This window comes from Streptomyces sp. NPDC002580 (genome assembly GCF_042889485.1).
GTDB lineage: Bacteria > Actinomycetota > Actinomycetes > Streptomycetales > Streptomycetaceae > Streptomyces.
The window spans coordinates 897,202-918,481 of the sequence record NZ_JBIAQZ010000002.1 but is presented as its reverse complement, the minus strand read 5'-3'; the positions used below and the strand labels follow the sequence as shown (position 1 = coordinate 918,481).

Genomic DNA, 21,280 nt, shown 5'->3' with positions numbered 1-21,280 from the left:
CGGCCGTCATGAGCCATCCAGCCCCACAGGCCTTTCACCGACCCTCTTTTGCAAGGGAGTTGACCGGGGTACCTTCCGCGCATGCCGATACCCGCGCGCCGGGCGCGCTCGACGACCTGGAGATCTCTCGCGACGGCGGCGGTCGCCGCCCTGATGGCCGCGCTCCTCGCGCCCGCCGCCGCACACGGCGCACCGCGCGAGAGTTCCCCCGTCTACTCGTACGAGAACGCGATCCGCGAGTCCGTCTGGGTCGACACCGGTCTCGACGGGGACCGCGACGGAAAGCACGACCGGGTGGCCGTCGACATCGTCCGGCCCCGCTAACTCGCCCGCCAGGGCCGCAGAATCCCCGTGATCATGGACGCCAGCCCGTACTACTCGTGCTGCGGGCGCGGCAACGAGAGCCAGAAGAAGACGTACGACGCGAACGGCCACGTCGTCCAGATGCCGCTGTTCTACGACAACTACTTCGTTCCGCGCGGCTACGCCTTCGTCGGCGTGGACCTGGCCGGCACCAACCGCTCCGACGGCTGCGTAGACGTGGGCGGGCGATCCGACATCCGGTCCGCCAAGGCGGTCGTCGACTGGCTGAACGGAAGGGCCAGGGCGTACACCACGCGCACCGGCTCCGCCAAGGCCGAGGCCGGCTGGACCAACGGCCGGACCGGCATGATCGGCAAGAGCTGGGACGGCACGATCGCCAACGGCGTGGCCGCCACCGGAGTCGAGGGCCTGAAGACCATCGTGCCGATCAGCGCCATCTCCTCCTGGTACGACTACTACTTCGCCCAGGGCGCCCCGCTCTACGACTCGGGCCCCGACTGGCTCTCCGACTACGTCGACAGTCCCGCCGCCCGCGCCGAGTGCGCCGCCGTGCAGCGGAAACTGGTCGACCAGGCGCCGCGCACCGGCGACTGGACGTCGCTGTGGACCGAGCGCGACTACGTCAAGGACGCCTCGAAGGTGAAGGCCAGCGTCTTCCTCGTGCACGGCATGCAGGACCTCAACGTCCGCACCAAGAACGTCGGCCAGTGGTGGGACGCCCTCGCCAGGAACGGCGTGGAGCGCAAGATCTGGCTGTCCCAGACCGGCCACGTCGACCCCTTCGACTTCCGCCGTGCCGCCTGGGTCGACACCCTGCACCGCTGGTTCGACCACGAACTCCTCGGCTACGACAACGGCATCGACGACGAGCCCATGGCCGACATCGAACGCCACCCCGACGCGTGGGCCACCTCCCCCGTCTGGCCGCCCCGCACCACCAAGGCGACGACCCTGCGGCCGGGCACGGGGACCCTCGCGGGCGTCGGCACCCTCGGGCTCCGCCGCAACGCCGGAACCGAGACCTTCACCGACGACCCGCGGCTCGGCGAGACCGACTGGGCCGCGCACGTCGACGCGTCCACCCCCGAGAAGACGGGCTTCGTCACCCGGCCGCTCACCCGGGACCTGCGCCTCTCCGGCTCCTCCGAGGTGACCGTCACCGCCACCCCCACGACCACCACGGCCCACCTCTCGGCCGTACTCGTCGACCTGGGGCCGGACACCGTCCGCGACTACGCCGGCCCCGGCGAGGGCATCGCCACCCTCACTGACCGCACCTGCTGGGGAGCGAGCACCGCCGGAGACAGCCCCTGCTACAAGGCGACACGGGCGACCGGGGCCGCCGTCGACTACACGGTCCTCAGCCGCGGCTGGGCCGACCTCGGCAACCACGCCTCCGGGCGGGGCGCCCCGCTCACCCCGGGCCGGGCGTACACCATCACGCTGGACCTGGCGGCCACCGACCACGTCGTCCCGAAGGGCCACCGGCTCGCGCTGATCGTCGCGGGCACCGACAAGGATCTGATCGACCCGCCCTCGACCAGGCCGACCCTGACCCTCGACCTCTCCCGTACGACGGCCCGGGTCCCGCTGGTGGGCGGCGCCGACGCCTTCGCGCGGGCCACGGCGGGCGCGAAGGCGGCCCCGGCCGCGGCCGTCCTCGACGGCGTGCGCGACCCGCGCGCCGCGCGCCGTGTACCGGGGGAGAGCCCCTGATCCTCCTCGCTCAGCGGGAGGGGGCCGGGCCGACGAGTCCCGCCGCCTCCCGCGCGCACCCCCACGCCACCGTGACCCCGGCGCCCCCGTGACCGTAGTTGTGCACCAACACCCGCCCGTCCGGCAGGATCTCGCGCTCCAGCCGGACCGTGTCACGCACCGGACGCAGCCCCACCAGGTGGTCGAGCACGCGCGCTCCGGCGATCTCGGGGCGCAGCGCCGCGCACCGCTCGAGGATCTCCGCGGCCACCTTCGGGTCGGGCACCGTCGACCAGTCGTCCTCGTCGGTCGTACCCCCGAGGACCAGCCGGTCCGGCTGGGGGAAGACGTAGGTGGTCGTGCCGGCCGCCGGGTCGGTCGTGACGAGCCACTCGCGGATCCCGGGGTTCTCGACGATCACCAGCTGGCCGCGCACGGGCCGTACGGCCGCATCCGGGACGAGCGTGCGGGCGCCGAGGCCCGCGCAGTTGACGACGACCGGCGCCTCCGCCTCCGCGAGGTCCGTCACCGTCCGCTCCTCGACCGTCCCGCCCGCCCGCGAGAGCCGTTCGCGCAACAGGCGCAGATGCGTGGGCATGTCGAGCAGCGGCAGCCGCGCCCACAGCGCGCTCCCCGGGTACTCCTCGGTGGTCGCGGCGCGCAGCCCGGGCACCCGGGCCGCCCACGGACCCAGTTCGTCCAGCCGGGTCTCGCCCATGACCCCCTCGACCAGGCGTACGCCCGTCTCCTCGGGCCGCCCGGCCAGTTCCTCGTACACGGAGAGCGACTCGAGCGCCCACGCGCGGGCGCGTGCCTTCGGCTCGATGCGGTACGGCCACCACAGCGCCCCCGCAACCGCCGAGGTGGTGCGCTCCGCGGGCTCCCGTGTCCACACCCGGACCCGCCTGCCGGCCTCGGCCAGCACCACGGCCGTGGCCAGGCCGACGACCCCGCTGCCGACCACGATCACCGCTTCGTTCCCGGGCTTCTCCATGCCGGGACGTTAGCGGAATATGCCATGCCGCGCTCAGACCACTCCGAGTCTGGGGATACTCACAGTATGTCTGCCGAGTACGCCGCTTTCGGCCTGGCACCGGCGATGCGTGCCGGTGGAGTCCTCACCAACGGTGACTACCAAGTGCACCGGGAATTCGTCGACTTCGTCGTCGACGGACGCCCGCTGCTGTTCCAGCTCTCCGACCTCGACGCCGTGTCCCCACTGGCCTCCGACGTCCCACCCGCGATCTTCACCGCGCAGGTGCGGGGGCTTCTCCTGGAAGCCGACGCCCCGCTCGACGGGGGCCGCCACATCATCTACGGCTGCCCCGAGTGCGAGGGCATCGAATGCGGTGCCGTCACCGCCGTCATCGAGAGGGAGGGCGACGACTACGTCTGGCGCGACTTCGCCTGGCAGACCGGTGAACGGGCCGACCTGGAGCGCAACGGCTACCACGCCATAGGGCCCTTCCGCTTCCACGGCACCGAGTACCGCGCCGCGCTGAACGCCCTGCTCGACATCGACCCGGGAGCCCGCCGCCGGGTCCTCCTGATCGGGGCCCGGGTCGCCCTCCTCGCCAAACTGGCAGCCGCGCTGCGCGCCATCGGTATCGGCGCCGACATCGCCCGGGACGTCACCGGGGTCCCGGCGGACGAACTGCGCGTCTACGGCGCCGTGGTGTTCGGCCCGGCCGTCGCGGACGCGGAGCGAGCCGCCGTAAGGGAGTCCTTCCGCGCCGTGGGCCTCGACGTGGCCCACGTCGAGGGCCTCGCTCCGATCGTCCCGCTGCTGGTCGCCCAGGTCGAGCACGCCCTGGACCGCGGCCCGCGGGAGCTGCGCCGGCTCACCGGGCTGGTCGCCGCGGAGGGGGCGGCCGGAGTCGAGGTCACCACCACCTGCCGGGTCCGGCTGACCGCCCACCGGCTGGACCGGCTCTCACGCGGCCACGCGTACGACGTGTTCGACGGAACCCTGGAACCGGGCCGGCACCGGATTCCGCTGCAGGCCCGTGCCGTGAAGGGGGCGTCGTTCATCGTGGCCCGGACGTCCGGAAGCGTGCTGGTGGCGGCGATGGCGCACTGAGACGTCGTGCCGGTGCCAGCAGGCCCGGCGGGTGAGCCGGGGATCGGTGGCCGTCGGAGTGGGCGAGCGCGGGAGCGGGTGGGCGAGAGAGGGAGTGGGGGAGCGGCGGCGCGGGGACGGTGACGACGGGCGGGCGGGGCGACCCGGCCGGCCCCGATGACCGGCGGCGTCGGGCAGGGCACGAGGGCCGTTAAAATCGGCTCCCTGATGACTGCCACCCTCGTCGCCAAGAACCTCACCGCCGGACACGGCGACCGCGCGCTGTTCACCGGACTCGACCTCGTCGTCGCGCCCGGCGATGTGATCGGACTCGTCGGCGCCAACGGCGCGGGCAAGTCCACACTGCTGCGCCTGCTCGCCGGCCTCCTCACCCCGGAACAGGGGGAGCTGCGGCTCTCCCCGCCGACCGCGAGCGTCGGCCACCTGCCGCAGGAGCCGGAACGCCGGGAGGGCGAGACGGTCCGGGACTTCCTCGCGCGCCGTACCGGCGTCGAAGAGGCCCAGCGGGTCATGGACGAGGCGACGCAGGCGCTCGTCGACGGAGCGCCGGGCTCCGACGACGCCTATGCGAACAGCCTGGAGCGCTGGCTCGACCTCGGCGGCGCCGACCTCGACGAGCGTGCCGAGGAAGTCGCCGACTCCCTGGGCCTCGGTGTCGGTCTCGACCAGCTGATGACCTCCCTGTCCGGCGGTCAGGCGGCCCGCGCCGGACTCGCCTCCCTCCTCCTCTCCCGCTACGACGTCTTCCTGCTCGACGAGCCGACCAACGACCTCGACCTGGACGGCCTGGAGCGCCTGGAGCGTTTCGTCTCCGGACTGCGCGCCGGGACCGTCGTCGTGAGCCACGACCGCGAGTTCCTCACCCGCACGGTCACCAAGGTCCTCGAACTCGACCTGGCGCAACAGCAGATCACGCTCTACGGCGGTGGCTACGAGGCCTATCTCGAGGAGCGCGACACGGCCCGCCGGCACGCCCGCGACGACTTCGAGGAGTACGCGGACAAGCGCTCGGCCCTCGAAGGCAGGGCCCAGATGCAGCGCGGCTGGATGGACAAGGGCGTCAAGAACGCCCGGCGCAAGGCGAACAACGACAACGACAAGATCGGCCGCAAGTTCCGCAGCGAGGCCAGCGAGAAGCAGGCCGCCAAGGCCCGCCAGACGCAACGCATGATCGAACGTCTCGACGTCGTCGAGGAGCCGCGCAAGGAGTGGGAACTGCGCATGGAGATCGCGTCGGCCCCGCGATCGGGCGCGGTGGTCGCCACCCTGCGGGACGCGGAGGTGCGGCGCGGCGACTTCACCTTCGGTCCGGCGACGCTCCAGATCGACTGGGCGGACCGGGTGGCCGTCACCGGCGCGAACGGCGCAGGCAAGTCCACCCTGCTCGGCGCGCTGCTCGGCCGGGTCCCGCTGACCTCCGGCCATGCCACGCTCGGGTCCGGAGTGGTCGTCGGCGAGGTCGACCAGGCACGCAAGCTCTTCCACGGCTCCGAGTCACTGATGGACGCGTTCGGCGCGGCCGTCCCGGACACCGAACCGGCCGAAGTGCGCACGCTGCTCGCCAAGTTCGGGCTCAAGGCGGAGCACGTACTGCGTTCGGCGGCCACCCTCTCCCCGGGAGAGCGCACCCGCTCGGCGCTGGCCCTCCTCCAGGGCCGGGGCGTCAACCTGCTCGTGCTGGACGAGCCGACCAACCACCTCGACCTCCCCGCCATCGAGCAGCTGGAATCGGCCCTGGACTCCTACGAGGGGACGCTCCTGCTGGTCACGCACGACCGCCGCATGCTGGACGCGGTCCGCACGACCCGCCGCCTGGAAGTGGCGGACGGCAAGGTCACGGAGCGCTGATACCGGCGGGAGCGCGCCGGGACCGGACGGCGAAGGGGCGGCCGCCTTCCAGGGCGGCCGCCCCTTCGCCGTCAGATCCCGCCGCGCACGGCGGCTCCCCGTCGGCCTTCGCCGAGGGGAGCCGCCCTGCCCGGGCGGGTTTCCCTCGTCAGCCCCGGCCCCGCTTGGGGTCGGTCAGGCCCGCGCGCCGCAGAGCGTCCGCCATGGCACTGTTCGCCGGCGGCGGAGCCTGCCGGGAGCCACCGCCACCAGCACCACCTCCGGCACCGCCGCCGGCGCGACCTCCGCTGTTGCCGCCACGGCCGCCGCCCTGCCGCTGCCCACGCTGCTGAGGCGGCCGTCCGCCCCGCTGGGGACGATCGCCGCCCTCGGCGTCCGGGGCCGCCGCCTCGTCGTCCAGCCGGAGCGTCAGCGAGATCCGCTTGCGCGGGATGTCGATGTCCAGCACCTTCACCTTGACGATGTCGCCGGGCTTCACGACGTCCCGCGGGTCCTTGACGAACGTCTTCGACAGCGCGGAGACGTGCGCCAGGCCGTCCTGGTGGACGCCGATGTCGATGAACGCCCCGAAGGCCGCGACGTTCGTGACGACCCCCTCCAGGACCATCCCGGAGGACAGGTCGGAGATCTTCTCGACACCGTCCTTGAAGGAGGCCGTCTTGAAGGCGGGCCGCGGGTCGCGCCCCGGCTTCTCCAGCTCCTTGAGAATGTCCGTCACCGTCGGCAGACCGAACTTCTCGTCGACGAAGTCGGCCGGCCGCAGCGACCGCAGCACAGCCGTGTTGCCGACCAGCGAGGCCACCTCGCCGCCCGCGGTCTTCACCATCCGCCGTACGACGGGGTAGGCCTCCGGGTGCACGCTGGACGAGTCCAGCGGGTCGTCCCCGCCCCGGATCCGCAGGAAGCCCGCGCACTGCTCGTACGCCTTGGGGCCGAGCCGGGCCACGCCCTTGAGGGCCGTACGCGAGGTGAAGGGACCGTTGGCGTCACGGTGCGCCACGATGTTCTCCGCGAGGCCGGAGGTGACGCCGGAGACCCGGGCCAGCAGCGGGGCGGAGGCGGTGTTCACGTCCACGCCCACGCCGTTCACACAGTCCTCGACCACCGCGTCCAGCGACCGGGACAGCTTCACCTCGGACAGGTCGTGCTGGTACTGCCCGACACCGATCGACTTCGGGTCGATCTTCACCAGCTCGGCCAGCGGGTCCTGGAGCCGCCGCGCGATGGAGACGGCGCCGCGCAGCGACACGTCCATGTCGGGCAGCTCCGCGGAGGCGAACGCGGACGCCGAGTACACCGACGCCCCCGCCTCCGACACCATCACCTTGGTGAGGTTCAGTTCCGGGTGCTTGGTGATGACCTCACCGGCGAGCTTGTCGGTCTCGCGGGACGCCGTGCCGTTGCCGATCGCGATCAGCTCGACCGCGTGTTCCTTCGCGAGCCGGGCGATCTTGGCGATGGCCTCGTCCCACCGGTTGGCCGGGACGTGCGGGTGGATGACGTCCGTGGCCACGACCTTGCCGGTCGCGTCGACGACGGCGACCTTGACGCCCGTACGGAAACCGGGGTCCAGGCCCAGCGTCGCGCGCGTGCCCGCGGGGGCGGCGAGCAGCAGGTCCCGCAGGTTGGCCGCGAAGACGTTCACCGCCTCGTCCTCGGCGGCGGTGCGCAGCCTGAGGCGCACGTCGATGCCGAGGTGCACGAGAATGCGGGTGCGCCAGGCCCAACGGGCCGTCTCCCTCAGCCACTTGTCGCCGGGGCGGCCACGGTCGGCGATCCCGAAGCGGTGGGCGACGATCCCCTCGTACGACGAGGGCCCCTCGGTGGGCTCCTCCGGTTCCAGGACGAGATCGAGGACCTCCTCCTTCTCGCCGCGCAGCATCGCGAGGACGCGGTGCGAGGGCAGCGCCTTGAAGGGCTCGGCGAAGTCGAAGTAGTCGGCGAACTTGGCGCCCGCCTCCTCCTTGCCCTCCCGGACCTTGGCGGCGAGCCGTCCGCGCACCCACATGCGCTCGCGCAGCTCGCCGATCAGGTCGGCGTCCTCGGAGAAGCGCTCGGTGAGGATCGACCGGGCACCGTCCAGGGCGGCCTGCGGGTCGGCGACGCCCTTGTCGGGGTCGACGAAGGCGGCGGCCGCGGCGAGCGGGTCGACCGACGGGTCGCCGAGCAGGCCCTCGGCCAGCGGCTCCAGGCCCGCCTCGCGGGCGATCTGCGCCTTGGTGCGCCGCTTGGGCTTGAACGGCAGATAGATGTCCTCGAGCCGCGCCTTCGTCTCGGCGGCCCGGAGCCGGGCCTCCAGCTCGGCGCTGAGTCTGCCCTGCTCCCGCACCGAGTCGAGGATCGCGGCGCGCCGGTCCTCCAGCTCCCGCAGATAGCGCAGACGCTCCTCGAGCGTGCGCAGCTGCGCGTCGTCGAGCATCTCGGTCGCTTCCTTGCGGTAGCGGGCGATGAAGGGAACCGTCGAACCGCCGTCGAGCAAGTCGACGGCGGCCTTGACCTGCCTCTCCCGTACGCCGAGTTCTTCGGCGATCCTGCCTTCGATGGACCCTACGAGGGGTGTCGTCACGATCCCGTACCGCCTTCTCCACTGAGGTTGCGCGGCAATTGTGGCAGGTGACACCGACAACGGGGGATCAGGGCGGCGCCCGGACGGGTCGTGTGCGGCGGGCCGGGGCGCTCTCGCGCTCCGGCGCGCACGGCCGGGAGCGGCCCGGACGCGTCAGCCCCTGCCGACCAGGCCTTCCGGGAACGCCCCGGCGGCGACCGCCGTCATCAGCAGGCCCCGCGCTATCTCGGTGAGCCGTTCCACCCCGGCCGCGCCCAGGTGCTCGTAGGGGGCGCGGTCGAGCCGGTCCGTCCGGGTCTCGATGTCCTGGCGCAGGGCCGTCCCGGCCTCCGTCAGCTCGCCCCGCTCGTCGAGCAGCCCGCGCTCCCGCAGCCGTCCGGCGGCCGCCTCCCAGTCCGGCCGGGACCAGCCGCGCGTGCCGACCGCCCACTTGGGAGCCATGCCCTTGCCGGTCGCGGTGTGACTGAACAGGGCCTCCACCGGGTCGAGCTCCGCGTCGAGGAGGGCCGCGAGGTGACCGTCGCCGCGGTGTTCGCGCAACAGGGTGGCCGCGTGCCAGAGGGCGAGGTGCGGCGCGGTCGGGACAGGGAGGTCCGCGTGCGCGGCGTAGAGCGGGCGGGCGGCCCGGCCGCACGCCTCGGTCGCGCGCAGGGCGAGTTCCGCGGCCTCGGCCACCTCCTCGGAGGCGACGAGGTCCTCGCCGAGCAGCCGCCTGAGTGTCGCGTCCGCGGCACGCAGCCGGGCCGCGAGCACCGTCTCGGGAGAGGCGGTGCGCCACACCTCGGGCACATGCCGGGCCACCAGTTCGTGCCGGAAGTTGTAGAAGGTCGCCGTCACCGTGCCGGCGTCGACCGCGCCCATCGCGGCGGCCCGCGTCGCGAAGTACCCGGCCCGTTCGTTCTTGATCCCGATCCCTGCCAGCTCCCGCTCCAGATCGGGCGAGAAGAAGAGCGTGGAGTGGAGCGGGTTGAGGACGTTGTGACAGCGGCGCCCGGCGCGCTCCGGCAGGAGAGAGGTCATGCCCCGCACATTACCGACTGGTTGGTACGTCGTGAACAGGAAGACCCGTGATGGCAGGAAAGGTGGGATGCCCGTCATTGCGGCCATCGGCGCGCCGGTCGAGAATCGAGACATGCGAACGGTCCTGATCGTCCTCTTCGACGGCGTGCAGAGTCTCGACGTCACCGGTCCCCTGGAGGTGTTCGCGGGGGCCGAGACCTGTCGCGGCGGTTCGTACCGCATCCGCACGGCCTCCCTGGACGGCACGCCGGTGCGCGCCTCGAGCGGCCTCGGCCTGGTCCCGGACCTGGCCCTCGCCGACGCGCCCGTCCCGCACACCCTGGTGGTCCCCGGCGGCCGCGGCACCCGGCGGCCGGAGCCCCGGCTGATCGACTGGCTGCGCGCCCACGGTCCGCGCGCCGAGCGCCTGGTCTCGGTGTGCACCGGCGCCGGTCTGCTCGCGGCGGCGGGGCTGCTCGACGGCCGCCGGGCGACGACCCACTGGGCCTACTGCGACCGGCTGGCCCAAGAACATCCGCGGGTCGAGTTCGATCCGGACCCGATCTTCGTACGCGACGGGAACGTGGCCACCTCGGCCGGTGTGACCTCGGGAATCGACCTGGCCCTCGCCCTCGTGGAGGAGGACCTGGGCCGTGACGTCGCCCTCACCATCGCCCGTCACCTGGTCGTCTTCCTCCGCCGCCCGGGCAACCAGGCCCAGTTCAGTGCCCAGTTGGCCGCCCAGACCGCACACCGCGAACCGCTGCGCGAGGTCCAGCGTTGGATCTCGGAGCACCCGGGCGGCGACCTGGGCGTCGAGTCGCTCGCCGCCCGCGCCGGCCTCTCGCCCCGCCACTTCGCCCGTGCCTTCCACGCCGAGACGGGGACGACACCCGGCCGGTACGTCGAGCGGGTCCGTCTCGAACACGCCCGCCGTCTCCTGGAGGACACCACCGACGGCATCGAGGGGATCTCCCGCGCCTGCGGCTACGGCACCCCCGAGGGCATGCGGCGCGCCTTCGTGAAGATCCTCGGCTCGGCGCCCGCGGAGTACCGGCGACGCTTCCGCCCGGCCCCCACGGGCTGACGAGGACCACTTCCGCTGCTCGCCCCACGCTCCGGGCCGGTTCGTGGCCCGGGCCTCCTCGCACGCGTCGTGGACGGCGGCCCGGCCGCGACGACTCCCGACCCCCGCTCATCCGGGGCCGCCGTGCCCCCTCGCCGAAAGGAACCCGATGCAGATCGCCATCCTCCTGTACGACCGCTTCACCGCCCTGGACGCCGTGGGCCCGTACGAGACGCTCGGCCGCCTGCCGGAGGCGGACACCGTCTTCGTCGCCGAGCGCACCGGCCCGGTCCGTTCCGACACCGGCCGGCTCGCGCTGACCGCGGACAAGACCCTCGCCGAGGTGCCGGCCCCCGACATCCTGGTGGTCCCGGGCGGGCCGGGCCAGGCGGCACAGATGGACAACAGGGCGCTCCTCGACTGGCTGCGGGCCGCCGACCGGACCAGCGCCTGGACGACCTCGGTGTGCACCGGCTCCCTGCTCCTCGCGGCCGCCGGACTCCTGGACGGCCGCCGGGCCACGTCCCACTGGCTGGCCCTCGACCAGCTGAAGGGCTTCGGCGCCGAACCGACGGGGGAGCGCGTCGTCCTGGACGGCAAGTACGTGACCGCGGCCGGTGTCTCCTCCGGCATCGACATGGGACTCACCCTGCTCGGCCGGATCGCGGGGGACGAACACGCCCAGGCGGTCCAGCTGTTGATCGAGTACGACCCGAAGCCGCCCCACGACGCGGGATCCCCGGAGAAGGCGCCCGCGCACCTGGTCGAGGAGTTCCGGGGCAGGAGCCGATTCCTCCTGACGTAGGCGCGGCGGCCACCGGTCCCGCCCGCCCCCGGACGGCCGTGCTCCCGACCGGTGTCAGGAGCCGACCCGGCCTCACGGAGTCCAGGTGAAGTGCGGCTGTCTGCGCTCCAGGAACGCGGCGACACCCTCCGCGGTGTCGCCGCCACCGCGCGCCTGTTCCGTCCAGTGGGCGTCGCGGTCGGTCCGCCCGTTCGCGAACTCCTTCGCCGCCGCCTGCGTCAGCAGGGAGCGCGCGGCCAGGACGCCGGTGAACTCCGCCACCCGCTTGTCGAGTCGGCCCTCCGGCAGCACCTCGTCCACCAGTCCCGTCCGCAGGGCGCGCTCGCTGTCGATCAACTCGCCGGAGAAAAGCAGGTACTTGGCGGTGGACGGCCCCACCAGCGCGGTCAGCCGCCGGGTGGAGGAGGCCGGATAGACGATGCCGAGCTTCGCCGGAGTCACCCCGAAGAGTGATCCCTCCTGGGCGAACCGCAGGTCGCAGGCGGCCGCGAGCTGGGACCCGCCGCCCACGCAGTAGCCGCGGATCGCGGCCAGTGTCGGCTTCGGGAACGCGGCGAGCGCCTCCTCGGCCAGTACGGCGAGGCCCTGGGCCTCGTCCGGGGCCTCGCGCAGGGTCGAGATGTCGGCCCCGGCGCAGAACGTCTCGCCCTCGCCGGTGAGCACCAGCGCGTGGACGTCGGCGCGCACGGCCAGCTCGTCGAGCAGCGTCGGCAGCGCCCGCCACATCCGCGTCGTCATGGCGTTCCGCTTGGCGGGGTGACGGATGACGACGGTGGCGACTCCGTCGCCGACGTGGTGCGACAGTCGTGGCTCCATACCGGGGATGCTATCCGCACCCGGAACGCCGGATCGGAGTGGTCCCGGACCGTCCCAGGCCGCCCTGACGGCACCCGAACCGCACCGGGACGAATCGGTTCAGCCGAGGGTCAAACCCGTACAACCCGAATAGTGTCCGAAGTCGGCACAAGAGGGACGGGATCTGTCGCGGAAATGGCCACGTCGTGCGGGAGCGGTCAAATTCCATCGATAATTGCTGACTTGCGTTCAGTCAACCGGTACGGACCAGCGCATTACCAACACTCGACGTGTGGTGACAATCGAGCGCAAGGGTGGCGACCCGACGATGGAGAACCTCGGGCAGGGGTCCGACCCCGGCCCTGAAGGCGCGGGCGCGACTCCCGGCGTCAGATCGCCGGGACCGCTGCCGTACGAGGGGGTGTGGCGGTTCACCGCTCCCGCCGTCGACGCGTCGGTGCCGCAGGCGCGGCACGCCGTCCGTGATCTGCTGGCCCGCCAGGGGGTTCCGGTCGCGGACGATGTCGTTCAAGGAATGCTGTTGATCGTGTCCGAACTGGTCACGAACGCCGTCAAGCACGCGGCACTTCTGTCGCCGATGCTCGCGGTGGAGGTCGCGGTCGGCGCCGAGTGGGTCCGGGTGTCCGTCGAGGACAACCACCCCTACCGTCCGACCGCCCTGGAGGCCGACCACGGGCAGACCGGTGGCCGGGGTCTGCTGCTGGTGCGTGAGGTCACCAGGGAGTTCGGCGGAGTGTGCGACGTCGAGCACACCGCGGACGGCGGCAAGGTGATCTGGGCCGCCCTGCCGCTCTCCCCGGGCGTGTGAGGCCACCGGCGGTCCGGTTCACCAGCCCGCGGACGATCCCGTCAGTTCCCGGATCGCCGGACGGGCCGAGTCCAGCACCGTCATGAACCACGCCGAGAAGGGGTCCTTCGCGTGCCGCTCGGCCAGTTCGGCGGCGGTCACGAAGGCCGTCGAGCCGACCTCCTGCGCGTCGGGCCGCGGCGCCGACTGCACCATCCCGACGAAGAGGTGGTTGAACTCCTGCTCCACCAGGCCCGAGTCCGGGTCCGGGTGGTTGTAACGGACCGTGCCCGCCTCGGCGAGCAGGGTCGGCGACACCCCGAGCTCCTCGTACGTCCGCCGGGCCGCCGCGGCGAACGGCGCCTCGCCCGGGTAGGGGTGGCCGCAGCAGGTGTTCGACCAGACACCGGGGGAGTGGTACTTGCCGAGGGCGCGCTGCTGGAGCAGCAGCCGGCCCTGTTCGTCGAAGAGGAACACGGAGAACGCCCGGTGCAGCTGCCCCGGGGGCTGATGGGCCGCGAGCTTCTCGGCCGTACCGATCGTGCTGCCGTCCTCGTCGACCAGTTCCAGCAAGATCGCTTCAACGGTGCCGTTCGACGAACTGTGCGTCGCGGTGGCAGGTGTGATCGGCATACCCATCCTTCGCATCGGTCTTCAAGCCCCAAGTCTGCCGTACGAAACCGGCACTCCCGGCACTTCGCTGCTCCCGCATGTCCCGCCCCCGAAGGTCGGGGCGGGACACGCGGCCGGCGCGGGTCAGACGCCGAAAGCGGCCGGATACCTGATCGTGCCCGGTGTCACCGACACGGAATCGTCGAGGACGAGGGCCATCAGGTGTTCGGACGGCACGTCGAATCCGGGCCGGACGCCGTAGTCGGATGCGGGTCCGAAACCGAACCTCGGGTAGTACCCGGGATGCCCGAGGACGAGGACGAGACCCTCACCCCGCGCGCGTGCGGCGTCCAGCACCGCGCGTACGACGGCCGATCCGGCGCCCCGGCGCTGTTGGCCGGGACGGACGGCGACCGGGGCCAGCGCGGCCGCCGGAACGCCGTCGACGTGACAGCGCGTGATCAGGGCGTACGCCGCGACCGTGCCGTCCGGCGCCTCGGCGACGTACGACAGGCCGGGCAGCCAGGCCTCGGCGTCGGCGCGCAGCGCGTCCACCAGATCGGCCTCCTCCGCCCGCTCGAAGGCGGCGGCGGTCAGGGCGTGCACCTCGGCGAAGTCGGCGGAGGTCTCCCGGCGGGTGAGCCAGGCGGTGCTGTGTTCGGTGTGGTCGGTCACTGTGGAAACCCTTTGACGAGGGGCCCGGCGACACGTCGGTGAACGGCGGGTCAGCCCCGGGCCCGGGAAACGGGGACGACGAGAGCGCTGCGCGTGGCAGCGCCGGCAGCGGCCGTCATCAACCCACCTCCTGGGATCGACGGCCACGCTAGCAGGGGCTGCCCGGCGCCGCCTCCGGGTTTCCCCGGTGACCTCTCCCCGCGACGGCCAGGCGTCGCCCCGGCGGCAGGACGGCCACCGGCCACCGAGCGCCTGGGCCCCGGGGTCAGTGGCAGAGCTTCGCCTCGTGCTCCGCGTGGCCGCTCGGCTCCAGCTGGAAGGTGCAGTGCTCGACGTCGAAGTGCACGCCCAGGCAGCCCTGGAGCTCGTGCAGGACCTTCTCGTGGCCTATCGCGTTCAGGACGTCGGAGCTGACGACCACGTGCGCGGAGAGCACCGGCATGCCGGAGGTGATGGTCCAGGCGTGCAGGTCGTGGACGTCCTCGACGCCGTCGAGGGCGAGGATGTGGGCGCGCACGTCCGCCATGTCGACGCCCTTGGGCGCCGCTTCCAGGAGGACGTCCAGGGTTTCCTGGAGCAGCTTCCAGGTGCGTGGGACGATCATCAGGGCGATGGCGATCGAGGCGATCGGGTCCGCCGCCTGCCAGCCGGTCGTGATGATCACCACGGCGGCGACGATGACCGCCACCGAGCCCAGCGCGTCCGCCGCCACCTCCAGGAAGGCGCCCCGCACGTTCAGGCTGTCCTTCTGGCCGCGCATCAGCAGCGTCAGCGAGACCGTGTTGGCGAGCAGGCCGATCACCCCGAACACGATGGTCAGTCCGCCCGCGGTGTCCGCCGGCGTCACGAAGCGCTGGACGGCCTCGACCAGCACGTAGCCGCCGACCACGAGCAGCAGCAGGCAGTTCGCGAGCGCGGCGAGGATCTCCGCCCGCGCGTAGCCGAACGTGCGCCGCTCGCTCGGCGGGCGGGCCGCGAAGTGGATCGCGAGCAGGGCCATGCCGAGCCCCAGCGCGTCCGTCGCCATGTGCGCCGCGTCGGCGACCAGCGCGAGCGAGTCGGCGAGCAGGCCTCCGACGATCTCGACGACCATGACGGTGAGCGTGATCGCCAGCGCGACCCGGAGCCGCCCCCGGTACGCGGCCGTCGCCGTACCGGTCGGGGGAGCGCCGTGCGCGTGCCCGTGGTCGTGCCCAGCCCCCATGAAAGCCGCCTCCCGCATTCCGCTCGGTCGTCCCAGTCAACTACGGGGGCGGGGTATCGGGCAACGCGGCACTGAACACCGTTGTCATATGCTGTGACCTGCGAAAACGATACGCAGGTCACAGCGTCGACAAGATCACCCGGTGGCGGTCCCCGGGTGGTGCAGCAGCCAGCCGCGCCATGCCGACTCCACCATCTCGCGCATCCCGCGCCGAGCGTGCCAGCCCAGTTCGTCGGCGGCCAGGGCGGCCGAGGCGACCGCGCGCGGGGCGTCGCCCGGCCTGCGCGGCTCGACGAGCGGCTGCCGGGTGTCCCCGGTCACCTCGGCGACGAGCGCGACGAGCTCCCGCACGGAGACCCCTTCGCCGCGGCCGATGTTCACGGTCAGGTCGCCCCTCGCGCCGCCGGCCAGTCGCCGGGCCGCCGCGAGGTGCGCCTCGGCGAGGTCGGCGACATGGATGTAGTCGCGTACGCACGTGCCGTCCGGCGTCGGGTAGTCGTCGCCGAAGATCCGCGGGGCCTCGGCGCGGGTGAGCCGGTCGAAGACCATCGGGACGATGTTGAAGATCCCCGTGTCGGCGAGTTCGGGCGAGGCCGCGCCCGCCACGTTGAAGTAGCGCAGGCACACGGTGGCGATGCCGTACGCCTGCCCCGCGGCCCGCACCAGCCATTCGCCGGCGAGCTTGGTCTCCCCGTAGGGGCTCATCGGGGCGCAGGCCGTGCTCTCCGTGATGAGGTCCACGTCGGGGTTGCCGTAGACGGCGGCCGACGAGGAGAACACGAAGCGCTCGACACCGGACCCGGCGACCGCCTCCAGGAGCGTCGCGAGGCCGCCCACGTTCTCCCGGTAGTAGCGCGCCGGGTCGGCCACCGACTCACCGACCTGCTTGCGCGCGGCGAGGTGCACGACGCCCGTCACCGCGTGCTCCGCCAGGACCCGCTTGAGCAGGTCCCCGTCCGTCGACGACCCCTGGACCAGTCGGATGCTCTCCGGAAGCCGGTTGGGTATCCCGGACGAGAGGTCGTCGAGCGCGACGACGCGCTCCCCGGCCTCCGCCATCGCCCGGGCCACGTGTGCCCCGATGTATCCGGCTCCGCCGGTGATCAGCCATGTCATGGACGCCCACCCTATGCCGGTCCCGCGGGGTGTCCGCGGGGCCCGCCTCCCCGGGTGGGCGCGGGGCCGGGCGGCATGCCGGGAATGCGCCGGTCTGTTGGCCCGGGTTTGTGGACGGGGCCCGGAATCCCCGATGATGATCGCGGCACTCGCAAGACAAAACCGGTTGATCGGGCCGTGAACGGGCGGTGAACGCCCGCTTCCGTTCATCGGATACCCTCTGCCGACATGCCGCCGGGGTCGCTGACGTGGACCGGGGGCCGTCCCATCACGCACACGCCAGGCGCCAGGTCGCGCCGGCACTCAGGGAGTGAGTTCGCTGCCGACCGCCATCCTCACCGGCCCGCCGGTCCCCGGATCGTCGCTCGAGGGCGATCTGCGGTCGCTCGGCTTCGACGTGCGGCTCGCCTCCGACCCCGGTGAGACCGGGACGCTGCTCGCCGCCGTGCCCTCGAACGAGCGGGTCGCCGTCGTGGACGCCCGCTTCGTGGGCCACGTGCACGCCCTGCGCCTCGGCCTCACCGACCCCCGCTTCGCGGCCTCCGCGCTGCCCGGCGCCGTGTCCGCCCAGCCCGAGGCGCGCAGGGCGCTGGCCCGCGCGGTCGGCCGGGAGAGCGCGGCCGCGGGAGGCGTGGCCGTCACCACCGAGAACCTCGCGGAGCGCCTCGGCGCGGCACTCGACGCGGACGGTGTCGCCGTGCACCGCCCGGAACTCGGCACCCTCGTCGCCGCCGTTCCCGCCGATACGCAGGAGCGCAACCGGGTCCGGCAGGCCGTTCAGTCCGTCGACGACGAGGCCGTACGGCTGCGCAGCGCCGTCAAGGCCCGCGACGGCTTCTTCACCACGTACTGCATCAGCCCGTACTCGCGCTACATCGCCCGCTGGTGCGCCCGCCGCGGCCTGACCCCGAACCAGGTCACCACCGCCTCGCTCGTCACCGCGCTGATCGCCGCCGGCTGCGCCGCCACCGGCACCCGCGTCGGCTTCGTCGCGGCCGGCCTGCTGCTCATGTTCTCCTTCGTCCTGGACTGCACGGACGGACAGCTCGCCCGCTACTCCCTCCAGTACTCGACGCTGGGCGCCTGGCTGGACGCGACCTTCGACCGCGCCAAGGAGTACGCCTACTACGCGGGTCTCGCGCTCGGCGCGGCCCGCGGCGGCGACGACGTGTGGTTCCTGGCCCTCGGCGCGATGATCCTGCAGACCTGCCGGCACGTCGTGGACTTCTCCTTCAACGAGGCGAACCACGACGCCACGGCCAACACCAGCCCCACCGCCTCGCTCTCGGGCAAGCTCGACAGCGTCGGCTGGACGGTCTGGGCGCGCCGGATGATAGTCCTGCCCATCGGCGAACGATGGGCGATGATCGCCGTCCTCACGGCGCTGACGACCCCCCGGATCACCTTCTACGCGCTGCTCGCCGGCTGTGCCTTCGCGGCCACCTACACCACGGCCGGCCGGGTGCTGCGCTCGCTGACCCGCAAGGCGCACCGCACGGACCGTGCGGCCCAGGCGCTCAAGGACCTCACCGACTCGGGCCCGCTCGCCGAGTACCTGACACGCTTCGCCGGCCGCCTCCCGCGGATCGGCCCGGCCCTCGTCGCCCTCGTGGCCGGGGCGGTCGTCGTGACATCCGCCGCACTCGCCCCCTACGGCGGCTGGCTGCCCGTACTCGGTGCCGTCGTCTACGTCCTGCTGTCGCCGGTCGCCCTGACCAGGCCCCTCAAGGGCGCTCTCGACTGGCTCGTCCCGCCGTTCTTCCGCGCGGCCGAGTACCTCACCGTTCTGGTGCTGGCGGCCAACGCCGATGTGAACGGGGCGCTTCCGGCGGCTTTCGGTCTGGTGGCCGCGGTCGCCTACCATCACTACGACACGGTGTACCGCATCCGCGGCAACGCCGGAGCTCCCCCGCACTGGCTGGTGCGGGCGATCGGCGGGCATGAAGGCCGGACGCTGCTGGTCACCGTCCTGGCCGCGCTGCTCGCCGCCTCACAGTTCAAGGACGCGCTCACGGCGCTCGCCGTGGCCGTCGCCCTGCTGGTGCTCGCCGAGAGCATCCGTTTCTGGGTGTCCTCCGGGGCGCCCGCCGTTCACGATGAAGGAGAACCCGCATGATCGGCCTTGTACTGGCGGCCGGCGCCGGACGGCGTCTGCGCCCCTACACGGACAGCCTCCCGAAGGCTCTCGTGCCGGTTGGCCCCGCGGGCGCGGAGGATTCCCTCACGGTCCTGGACCTGACGCTCGGCAACTTCGCCGAGATCGGTCTGACCGAGGTCGGGATCATCGTCGGCTACCGCAAGGAAGCCGTCTACGACCGCAAGGCGGCTCTCGAGGCGAAGTACGGCCTCAAGATCACCCTCATCGACAACGACAAGGCCGAGGAGTGGAACAACGCCTACTCCCTGTGGTGCGGCCGTGACGCCCTCAAGGGCGGCGTGATACTCGCCAACGGTGACACCGTGCACCCGGTCTCCGTCGAGAAGACGCTGCTCGCCGCCCGCGGCGAGGGCAAGAAGATCATCCTCGCCCTCGACACGGTGAAGAAGCTCGCCGACGAGGAGATGAAGGTCGTCGTGGACCCCGAGAAGGGCGTCCAGAAGATCACCAAGCTCATGGAGCCGTCCGAGGCCACCGGCGAGTACATCGGGGTGACCCTCATCGAGGGCGCCGCGGCCGACGAACTGGCCGACGCCCTGAAGACGGTGTGGGAGACCGACCCGCAGCAGTTCTACGAGCACGGCTACCAGGAGCTCGTGAACCGCGGCTTCCAGATCGACGTGGCGCCCATCGGTGATGTCCAGTGGGTCGAGATCGACAACCACGACGACCTCGCCAAGGGACGTGAGATCGCGTGCCAGTACTGACGAGGCTCATCCCCTCGCCGGTCGTCGTCGACATCCGTCCCGGAGCCCTGGACGACCTGGCGGGGGTGCTCAGCGACGAGCGCATCTCGCACTCGGGCAAGCTCGCCATCGCCGTGAGCAGTGGTTCGGGCGCGCGGCTGCGCGACCGGATCGCCCCGGCGCTCCCGGGAGCCACCTGGTACGAGGTCGGCGGCGGCACGCTCGACGACGCGATCCGGCTGGCCGGCGACATGAAGTCCGGGCACTACGACGCCGTCGTGGGCCTGGGCGGTGGCAAGATCATCGACTGCGCGAAGTTCGCCGCGGCGCGGGTCGGGCTGCCCCTGGTCGCCGTGCCCACGAACCTCGCGCACGACGGTCTGTGCTCGCCGGTCGCCACCCTCGACAACGACGCGGGCCGCGGCTCGTACGGCGTGCCCAACCCGATCGCCGTGGTCATCGACCTCGACGTGATCCGTGAGGCGCCGGTCCGGTTCGTGCGGGCGGGCATAGGGGACGCGATCTCCAACATCAACGCGATCGCGGACTGGGAGCTGGCCAACCGCGTCAACGGCGAGAAGATCGACGGACTGGCCGCGGCCATGGCCCGCCAGGCGGGCGAGGCCGTGCTCAGGCACCCCGGAGGCGTCGGCGACAACGACTTCCTCCAGGTTCTCGCGGAGGCGCTCGTCCTGACCGGCATCGCGATGTCGATCTCGGGCGACTCCCGCCCGGCGTCCGGCTCCTGCCACGAGATCAACCACGCGTTCGACATCCTCTTCCCCCAGCGCGCGGCGAGCCACGGCGAGCAGTGCGGCCTGGGCGCGGCCTTCGCGATGTACCTGCGCGGGGCCCACGAGGCGGCGGCGCACCAGGCCGAGGTGCTGCGTCGGCACGGACTGCCGGTGCTGCCCGAGGAGATCGGCTTCACCGTGGACGAGTTCGTGCGGGTCGTGGAGTTCGCTCCGCGCACCCGGCCGGGCCGCTACACGATCCTCGAACATCTCGACCTGAAACCCCACCAGATCAAGGACATCTACTCCGACTATGCCAAGGCCATCGGTAGCTGAACTCCGCCCCGTCGTTCACCCCCCGGGGGTGAAGGACCGGAGGAGCGGTGAGCACTGGGCGGGACGTCTGTACATGCGAGAGATCTCGCTGCGCTGCGACCGCTACCTGGTGAACACCAGGATCACGCCCAACCAGCTCACGTACCTGATGACCCTGTGCGGAGTGCTCGCGGCCCCGGCCCTGCTGGTGCCGGGGATCGCGGGCGCCGTGCTCGGTGTGGTGATGGTCCAGCTGTACCTGCTGCTCGACTGCGTCGACGGCGAGGTCGCCCGCTGGAAGAAGCAGTACTCGCTCGGCGGGGTCTACCTCGACCGCGTCGGCGCCTACCTGACCGACGCGGCCGTCCTCGTGGGCCTCGGCTTGCGCGCCGCCGACCTGTGGGGCGCGGGACGCGTCGACTGGCTGTGGGCCTTCCTCGGCACACTGGCCGCCCTCGGCGCGATCCTGATCAAGGCCGAGACCGACCTCGTCGGCGTCGCCCGGCACCAGACGGGGCTCGCCCCCGTCGAGGAGTCCGCGTCCGAGCCCCGCTCCTCGGGGATGGCGCTGGCCCGCAAGGCCGCCGCGGCACTCAAGTTCCACCGCCTGATCCTCGGCATCGAGGCGACCCTGCTGATCCTGGTCCTCGCGATCGTGGACCAGATCAACGGGGACCTGTTCTTCACCCGGCTCGGCACCGCCGTCCTCGCCGGCATCGCGATACTGCAGACCGTGCTGCACCTCGTGTCCATCCTCGCTTCGAGCAGGCTCAAGTGAGTACGGCCACGAAGGT

At 72.3% G+C, this 21,280-nt stretch carries 17 protein-coding genes and 1 pseudogene; 10 read left to right on the top strand and 8 right to left on the bottom strand.

The genetic code is table 11. From position 1 onward, the window contains the following. Positions 1 to 81 precede the first annotated feature (81 nt). Positions 82 to 2,040: pseudogene (locus ACFYW7_RS10460) on the top strand (Xaa-Pro dipeptidyl-peptidase). Between the two features lie 10 nt (positions 2,041 to 2,050). On the opposite strand, the gene ACFYW7_RS10455 reads toward ACFYW7_RS10460, so the two are convergent. Then, positions 2,051 to 3,013: an FAD-dependent oxidoreductase gene (locus ACFYW7_RS10455; RefSeq protein ID WP_389500168.1), complete on the bottom strand. Its 963-nt coding sequence runs from the start codon at positions 3,011 to 3,013 to the stop codon at positions 2,051 to 2,053. Between the two features lie 66 nt (positions 3,014 to 3,079). Between ACFYW7_RS10455 and ACFYW7_RS10450 the strand changes: the two genes are divergently transcribed. Continuing rightward, complete coding sequence (locus ACFYW7_RS10450; protein ID WP_389500166.1) at positions 3,080 to 4,099, top strand: oxidoreductase; 1,020 nt, start codon at positions 3,080 to 3,082, stop codon at positions 4,097 to 4,099. Positions 4,100 to 4,306: 207 nt separating this feature from the next. Further along, positions 4,307 to 5,947 (top strand): ABC-F family ATP-binding cassette domain-containing protein, encoded by a 1,641-nt coding sequence (locus ACFYW7_RS10445; RefSeq protein ID WP_389500163.1) that lies wholly within the window; start codon positions 4,307 to 4,309, stop codon positions 5,945 to 5,947. Positions 5,948 to 6,095: 148 nt separating this feature from the next. On the opposite strand, the gene ACFYW7_RS10440 is transcribed toward ACFYW7_RS10445, so the two are convergent. Together ACFYW7_RS10440 and ACFYW7_RS10435 are read right to left on the bottom strand one after the other, a co-directional pair. Beyond that, positions 6,096 to 8,513 carry a Tex family protein gene (locus ACFYW7_RS10440; protein WP_389500161.1) on the bottom strand — a complete coding sequence of 806 codons (2,418 nt, stop codon included), beginning with the start codon at positions 8,511 to 8,513 and terminating at the stop codon, positions 6,096 to 6,098. 153 nt (positions 8,514 to 8,666) lie between these two features. Beyond that, complete coding sequence (locus ACFYW7_RS10435) at positions 8,667 to 9,533, bottom strand: hypothetical protein (RefSeq protein WP_389500159.1); 867 nt, start codon at positions 9,531 to 9,533, stop codon at positions 8,667 to 8,669. 112 nt (positions 9,534 to 9,645) lie between these two features. Here ACFYW7_RS10435 and ACFYW7_RS10430 point away from each other — a divergent pair, with 112 nt between their 5' ends. Together ACFYW7_RS10430 and ACFYW7_RS10425 are read left to right on the top strand one after the other, a co-directional pair. After that, positions 9,646 to 10,599 (top strand): GlxA family transcriptional regulator, encoded by a 954-nt coding sequence (locus ACFYW7_RS10430; protein WP_389500157.1) that lies wholly within the window; start codon positions 9,646 to 9,648, stop codon positions 10,597 to 10,599. 148 nt (positions 10,600 to 10,747) lie between these two features. Continuing rightward, positions 10,748 to 11,383: a DJ-1/PfpI family protein gene (locus ACFYW7_RS10425; protein ID WP_389500154.1), complete on the top strand. Its 636-nt coding sequence runs from the start codon at positions 10,748 to 10,750 to the stop codon at positions 11,381 to 11,383. A gap of 72 nt (positions 11,384 to 11,455) precedes the next feature. Here ACFYW7_RS10425 and ACFYW7_RS10420 read toward each other — a convergent pair whose 3' ends face one another. Beyond that, on the bottom strand, positions 11,456 to 12,199 hold the full coding sequence (locus ACFYW7_RS10420; RefSeq protein WP_389500152.1) for an enoyl-CoA hydratase/isomerase family protein: 744 nt from the start codon (positions 12,197 to 12,199) through the stop codon (positions 11,456 to 11,458). A gap of 307 nt (positions 12,200 to 12,506) precedes the next feature. On the opposite strand from ACFYW7_RS10420, the gene ACFYW7_RS10415 reads away from it, so the two are divergent. Continuing rightward, a complete protein-coding gene (locus ACFYW7_RS10415; protein WP_389500434.1) occupies positions 12,507 to 13,007 on the top strand; it encodes an ATP-binding protein in 501 nt (166 codons plus the stop codon). Positions 13,008 to 13,025: 18 nt separating this feature from the next. Here the strand turns inward: ACFYW7_RS10415 and idi are convergent, their stop codons facing one another. From idi to galE, 4 genes are all read right to left on the bottom strand, one after another. Beyond that, on the bottom strand, positions 13,026 to 13,619 hold the full coding sequence (idi, locus tag ACFYW7_RS10410; RefSeq protein WP_389500150.1) for an isopentenyl-diphosphate Delta-isomerase: 594 nt from the start codon (positions 13,617 to 13,619) through the stop codon (positions 13,026 to 13,028). A gap of 123 nt (positions 13,620 to 13,742) precedes the next feature. Further along, a complete protein-coding gene (locus ACFYW7_RS10405) occupies positions 13,743 to 14,273 on the bottom strand; it encodes a GNAT family N-acetyltransferase (protein WP_389500148.1) in 531 nt (176 codons plus the stop codon). 265 nt (positions 14,274 to 14,538) lie between these two features. Then, entirely contained in the window at positions 14,539 to 15,477 is a 939-nt protein-coding gene (locus ACFYW7_RS10400; RefSeq protein WP_389500145.1) for a cation diffusion facilitator family transporter, read from the bottom strand. Between the two features lie 135 nt (positions 15,478 to 15,612). Further along, positions 15,613 to 16,593, bottom strand: a complete 981-nt coding sequence (gene galE / locus ACFYW7_RS10395; RefSeq protein ID WP_389500142.1) for a UDP-glucose 4-epimerase GalE — start codon at positions 16,591 to 16,593, stop codon at positions 15,613 to 15,615. Between the two features lie 319 nt (positions 16,594 to 16,912). Between galE and ACFYW7_RS10390 the strand changes: the two genes are divergently transcribed. From ACFYW7_RS10390 to ACFYW7_RS10375, 4 genes are read left to right on the top strand one after another with little or no spacing between them, the layout of a single operon-like run. Then, a complete protein-coding gene (locus ACFYW7_RS10390) occupies positions 16,913 to 18,709 on the top strand; it encodes a DUF5941 domain-containing protein (RefSeq protein WP_389500432.1) in 1,797 nt (598 codons plus the stop codon). Further along, positions 18,706 to 19,458 (top strand): sugar phosphate nucleotidyltransferase, encoded by a 753-nt coding sequence (locus ACFYW7_RS10385; RefSeq protein ID WP_389500140.1) that lies wholly within the window; start codon positions 18,706 to 18,708, stop codon positions 19,456 to 19,458. The genes ACFYW7_RS10390 and ACFYW7_RS10385 overlap by 4 nt, the downstream gene beginning before the upstream one ends. Continuing rightward, the gene (locus ACFYW7_RS10380) at positions 19,446 to 20,507 is read left to right on the top strand and encodes an iron-containing alcohol dehydrogenase family protein (RefSeq protein ID WP_389500138.1); all 1,062 of its coding nucleotides are present in this window, start codon (positions 19,446 to 19,448) and stop codon (positions 20,505 to 20,507) included. Before ACFYW7_RS10385 ends, ACFYW7_RS10380 begins: the two co-directional genes overlap by 13 nt. Then, the gene (locus ACFYW7_RS10375; protein WP_389500136.1) at positions 20,485 to 21,264 is read left to right on the top strand and encodes a CDP-alcohol phosphatidyltransferase family protein; all 780 of its coding nucleotides are present in this window, start codon (positions 20,485 to 20,487) and stop codon (positions 21,262 to 21,264) included. Before ACFYW7_RS10380 ends, ACFYW7_RS10375 begins: the two co-directional genes overlap by 23 nt. Positions 21,265 to 21,280 lie beyond the last annotated feature (16 nt).

Coding starts and splice junctions, on each gene's coding strand:
- ACFYW7_RS10455 (WP_389500168.1), bottom strand. CDS start 3,013: ATGGAGAAGCCCGGGAACGAAGCGGTGATCGTGGTCGGCAGCGGGGTC.
- ACFYW7_RS10450 (WP_389500166.1), top strand. CDS start 3,080: ATGTCTGCCGAGTACGCCGCTTTCGGCCTGGCACCGGCGATGCGTGCC.
- ACFYW7_RS10445 (WP_389500163.1), top strand. CDS start 4,307: ATGACTGCCACCCTCGTCGCCAAGAACCTCACCGCCGGACACGGCGAC.
- ACFYW7_RS10435 (WP_389500159.1), bottom strand. CDS start 9,533: ATGACCTCTCTCCTGCCGGAGCGCGCCGGGCGCCGCTGTCACAACGTC.
- ACFYW7_RS10430 (WP_389500157.1), top strand. CDS start 9,646: ATGCGAACGGTCCTGATCGTCCTCTTCGACGGCGTGCAGAGTCTCGAC.
- ACFYW7_RS10425 (WP_389500154.1), top strand. CDS start 10,748: ATGCAGATCGCCATCCTCCTGTACGACCGCTTCACCGCCCTGGACGCC.
- ACFYW7_RS10420 (WP_389500152.1), bottom strand. CDS start 12,199: ATGGAGCCACGACTGTCGCACCACGTCGGCGACGGAGTCGCCACCGTC.
- ACFYW7_RS10415 (WP_389500434.1), top strand. CDS start 12,507: ATGGAGAACCTCGGGCAGGGGTCCGACCCCGGCCCTGAAGGCGCGGGC.
- idi (WP_389500150.1), bottom strand. CDS start 13,619: ATGCCGATCACACCTGCCACCGCGACGCACAGTTCGTCGAACGGCACC.
- ACFYW7_RS10400 (WP_389500145.1), bottom strand. CDS start 15,477: ATGGGGGCTGGGCACGACCACGGGCACGCGCACGGCGCTCCCCCGACC.
- galE (WP_389500142.1), bottom strand. CDS start 16,593: ATGACATGGCTGATCACCGGCGGAGCCGGATACATCGGGGCACACGTG.
- ACFYW7_RS10385 (WP_389500140.1), top strand. CDS start 18,706: ATGATCGGCCTTGTACTGGCGGCCGGCGCCGGACGGCGTCTGCGCCCC.
- ACFYW7_RS10375 (WP_389500136.1), top strand. CDS start 20,485: ATGCCAAGGCCATCGGTAGCTGAACTCCGCCCCGTCGTTCACCCCCCG.